Source organism: Sphingomonas bacterium (assembly GCF_903643065.1).
Taxonomy (GTDB): domain Bacteria; phylum Pseudomonadota; class Alphaproteobacteria; order Sphingomonadales; family Sphingomonadaceae; genus Sphingomonas.
Genome location: NZ_CAHJWX010000237.1, coordinates 1 through 4,489 on the forward strand (window position 1 = coordinate 1; position 4,489 = coordinate 4,489).

5 protein-coding genes are annotated in these 4,489 nt (G+C 68.3%); 2 read left to right on the forward strand and 3 right to left on the reverse strand.

Annotated elements, in window-relative coordinates:
* Nucleotides 1-133: 133 nt before the first annotated feature.
* Nucleotides 134-2,107 carry an ATP-dependent zinc metalloprotease FtsH gene (gene ftsH, locus HUU95_RS09270; protein WP_217429802.1) on the forward strand — a complete coding sequence of 658 codons (1,974 nt, stop codon included), beginning with the start codon at nt 134-136 and terminating at the stop codon, nt 2,105-2,107.
* 127 nt (nt 2,108-2,234) lie between these two features.
* The gene (locus HUU95_RS09275) at nt 2,235-2,573 is read left to right on the forward strand and encodes a hypothetical protein (protein WP_254602719.1); all 339 of its coding nucleotides are present in this window, start codon (nt 2,235-2,237) and stop codon (nt 2,571-2,573) included.
* 128 nt (nt 2,574-2,701) lie between these two features.
* Here the strand turns inward: HUU95_RS09275 and HUU95_RS09280 are convergent, their stop codons facing one another.
* From HUU95_RS09280 to lipB, 3 genes are all read right to left on the reverse strand, one after another.
* Nucleotides 2,702-3,382 carry a hypothetical protein gene (locus HUU95_RS09280; RefSeq protein WP_174279851.1) on the reverse strand — a complete coding sequence of 227 codons (681 nt, stop codon included), beginning with the start codon at nt 3,380-3,382 and terminating at the stop codon, nt 2,702-2,704.
* Between the two features lie 176 nt (nt 3,383-3,558).
* A complete protein-coding gene (locus HUU95_RS09285) occupies nt 3,559-3,837 on the reverse strand; it encodes a hypothetical protein (RefSeq protein WP_174279852.1) in 279 nt (92 codons plus the stop codon).
* Between the two features lie 104 nt (nt 3,838-3,941).
* Nucleotides 3,942-4,489 (reverse strand): lipoyl(octanoyl) transferase LipB (lipB, locus tag HUU95_RS09290; protein ID WP_174279853.1); only part of this gene is annotated, 548 nt, incomplete at its 5' end.

Consider the following 4,489-nt stretch of genomic DNA (forward strand, 5'->3'; position numbering starts at 1 on the left):
GCCGCCACGCAGGCCGGCGTGCTGGTCACCCCGGCCGGCACCGTCTGGCGCTTCGCCGCCGCGCCGCCGCGCCGCCGCACGCGTTGATGCATGTTCCATTGCCATTAACATTCGTGCGCTTATCTTCGCGCCTATGAGCGATGATTCCAAGCAGCCCGGGTCCGACGGCAATGGCGGCAATGGCAACAATCCCTGGATGAAGAGTCTGGTGGTGTGGGTCGCCATCCTGCTCGGGCTCGCGCTGTTCGTGACGCTGATCGACGGGCGCGGCACGGCGGCCGCGGGCAATCAGGTCAGCTACTCGCAATTCCTCGACAAGGTGGACGAGGGCGGCGTCAAGTCCGCCAACCTGTCGACCAGCGTGGTGAGCTTCACCACCACGAGCGGCGAGCGGTTCCGCGCCGACCGCGTGCTGCCCGATCCGACATTGCTCCAGAAGCTGCGCGACCGGCACGTCGACACCTCCGGCCGGCCCGAGGACGGCCCGTCGATCTGGCAGTATCTGCTCGTCCAGTCGCTGCCGTTCGTGCTGATGATCGGCCTCGCCTTCTTCGTGCTGCGGCAGATGCAGAAGGGCTCGGGCTCCGGCGCGATGGGCTTCGGCAAGAGCCGCGCCAAGATGCTGACGCAAAAGGAGGGCAAGGTCACCTTCGACGACGTCGCCGGCATCGACGAGGCGCGCGAGGAGCTGCAGGAGATCGTTGAGTTCCTCAAGGATCCGACCCGCTTCGCGCGGCTCGGCGGCAAGATCCCCAAGGGCGCGCTGCTGGTCGGCAGTCCCGGCACCGGCAAGACGCTGCTCGCGCGCGCCATCGCGGGCGAGGCGGGCGTGCCGTTCTTCACCATCTCCGGGTCCGACTTCGTGGAGATGTTCGTTGGCGTCGGCGCCAGCCGCGTGCGCGACATGTTCGAACAGGCCAAGAAGAGTGCGCCGTGCATCGTCTTCATCGACGAGATCGACGCGGTCGGCCGCCATCGCGGCGCGGGCCTGGGCAACGGCAATGACGAGCGCGAGCAGACGCTCAACCAGCTGCTGGTCGAGATGGACGGCTTCGACGCCAACGAGGGAATCATCATCGTCGCCGCGACCAACCGCCCCGACGTGCTCGACCCCGCGCTGCTGCGGCCCGGCCGCTTCGATCGCCGCGTCACCGTGCCGCTGCCCGACATCGAGGGGCGCGTGAAGATCCTCGAAGTCCACATGAAGAAGGTGCCGCTGGCGCCCGACGTCGACGCGCGCGTCATTGCGCGCGGCACGCCGGGTATGGCCGGCGCGGACCTCGCCAATCTGGTCAACGAGGCGGCGCTGATGGCGGCCAGGCTCGGTAAGCGGCTGGTTGCGATGGCGCAGTTCGAGCTGGCCAAGGACCGCGTCATCATGGGCACCGAGTGGAAGAGCCTCGTGATGACGACCGACGAGAAGCGGATGACCGCCTATCACGAGGCCGGCCACGCGCTGCTCACCGTGCTCCAGCCGGCGGCCAACCCGATCCACAAGGCGACGATCATCCCGCGCGGCGGCGCGCTGGGCATGGTGGTGTCGATGCCCGAGCGCGACAACTACTCCTACCATCGCGACAAGATGTTCGCCGACCTGGCGATCGCGATGGGCGGGCGCGTGGCGGAGGAGGTGATCTTCGGCCACGACAAGGTATCCTCGGGCGCCTCGGGCGACATCAAGCAGGCGACCAAGCTGGCGCGCGCGATGGTGACGCAATGGGGCATGTCCGACGCGATCGGGCCGCTGGAATATGAGGAAAAGCAGGGCGAGGGCTTTCTGGGCTACACCCAGACGCAGCGCGCCAGCATGTCGAACGAGACCGCGCTGATCATCGATTCGGAGATCAAGCGGCTAGTCGAGGGCGGGCTGACCCGCGCCCGCGACGTGATCACGACGCATCTCGATCAGCTCCACGCCATTGCCGGCGCGCTGCTTGAGCTGGAGACGATCACCGGCGAGGAAGTGAAGCGCATCGTCGCGGGCGAGGATGTCGGTCGGCCGGACGAGGGCAAGAAGGCGCCGGCCACCGTCAAGGCGGGCACGTCCATCCCCAAGACGCGCCGGCCGTCGGGCCCGTTCGGAACGCCGTCTCCGATGGGGGCGTGAGATCGAGCACGGTCGCTCATCGGCGCGGATCGCGCCGATGAGCGGAGGGGCGGTGTCGTTTGGGTCAGCCTCGGTTCAGTCGTGGAACGCCACTGTCCTGGCCATGCTCAAACTCCTAGCTCCGGCCTTGATCCTCCTCATCGCGGCCCCCGCTTCGGCGGCGACGACCGTCGGCAATTTCGTCACGCGGGCGAATGCGTTGCGCGCCAATCCGCTCACCGCGCTGACCTCGCCCGACTTCACGGTATTGCGTGACGAGGCGCGGGCGGCATCCGCGCAGCTCAAGGCAGAGCGCGATGCCCGCCGCGCGGCGGGCAAGCCGCCGATCGCCTGCGTGCCCGACGGCCAGTCGATCGGGATCACCGATATGCTGGACGGCCTCGCCGCGCTGCCGCCCGCGCAGCAGCGCCTGCCGCTCAAGGACGGCTACGCCGCCGTGCTGGCGAAGCGCTTCCCCTGCCACTGAAGCCTGTCCCGCTCAGCTGTTAACATCCGTTCGTCCCGAGCGAAGGCTCTCCCGAGCCTCCTGAATCGAAACCGATCACCGCGGGCTATGGCATCGGGTGAAGGCCGGACGGGCCCGGCATCCTCAGGTCACGCCGGCGGCCAGGCCAGCGGGCCGCACTTCTTCTCCACCCAGCCCTTCTTGTCCCAGCATGCCGGATCGAGGCGCGGCACGGCCATGCGGTCGAACGCGGAGCCGCCCGGGCGCAGCTCGTCGCCCCAGGCGCCGAACAGGCTGTTGCGGATCAGCCGAAGGTTCGCCGCCGCGAACGCGCCGAACTGGCCGCGCGGCTGGAACACCGCGTCGCGCCCCACGGTCGCCGCCGTCTGGCAGAAGCCGAACTGGCCACCGACGGTCACGAACGACGAATAGGTGCGCGTACCAAAGCTATCCAGCGCCTTCTGGCTCGCGCCCGGCGCCTTGTTGGTCCGCACGAAATATTTGGTGAGCGTCTTCACCGATCCGTCCAGCTCGGCGCCATGATCCTTCAGCATCGCATTGTAGTTGGGGACGGTGAGCAGCGTCGGCTCGAACTGGCATTGCAGCGCGGCGACGTTGAGCGCGGCGCGCATGTTCCAGACCAGCGCCGCGCGAATCTCGGCGGGCGTCGCGCCGGGCAGCGCCTGGCTCAGCACGCCGGGCTCCGTCCCATCGACGGCGACGCTGTCGAAATGGTGGCTCCGCAGGTTGAACTGCGCGGCGGCCGGCACGGCGCCGAGCGCGAGCGGGGCGAACAGGGTGGCGGCGGCCAGGAGACGCGAAACGAACATGGTTGACCTCGAACGGAACAAGGCCGTGCTCTACCCATCACCCCGCGCAAACCCAAGCCTTTCCCGCGAGATGACCCGCCCAGCCGACTCCCTGGCGCGACCGGTCGGCACCTGCGCACGCAAAAGGGGCCGCCCGGCATCCCGGACGGCCCCCCGATCGAACCCAGACGGGTCGATCACATATTGCCGGCCATGTTGCCCGTCGCGGCGGTGTCGTTCGACATCATGCTGCTGTTCGACGACATCGTGTCGTTCGCCATCATGCCGGTGTTCGAACCGCTGTCGACCGAGGTCATGTTGTCGTTCGCCATCGTGTCGGTATCGCCCGACGCATTCATGTCGGTGACCATCGTGTTGTCGGTGGTGGACGTGTCGGTCTTGGGGCCGCAGGCGGAGACCGCGAGGGCGCCGGCGGCGATCATCGAGCCGGTCAGAATCTTGGCAATGGCACGCATGTGAAGCTCCCTTGGATAGCAGGATTTGAGGTGGCTGGCTGCCGGGTAAACTCCCAAATCGCGATGGGTTTTAAACGTAACGGCAATTCCTCTCAAGCCTCCATTTACAATGGAGAAGAAAGAGTTTGCAGAAAAGCCGACAGCCCGAACGCGAGGGCCGCGTCGAAAGTTGCACCGTCGATCGATCGGCCGAGCGCGGCAAGACTGGTGACCGGGTGCCCGGCCAGCCCGCACGGCACGATCCCGCTGAAATGCGCCAGCTCCGGATCGAGGTTGAGCGAGAAGCCGTGCGTCGTCACCCAGCGTCGCACGCGCACCCCGATCGCGCCGATCTTCGCCTCCCGCCCCTCCGCCAGCGTCCAGATGCCGACCCGGCCCGGCGCGCGGAACGCGGCCACGTCGAGCCGCGCGAGCGTCGCGATCAGCCAGCCCTCCAGCGCGTGCACGAAGCGGCGCACGTCGCGGGCGCGCGCGCCGAGGTCGAGCACCAGATAACCAACGCGCTGGCCGGGCCCGTGATAGGTGTACTGGCCGCCTCGCCCGGCCGCGTGGACGGGGAAGCGCGGATCGAGCAGGTCGGCGGCCCTGGCGCTGGTGCCGGCGGTGTAGAGCGGCGGATGCTCCAGCAGCCAGACCAGCTCGGGCGCCGCCC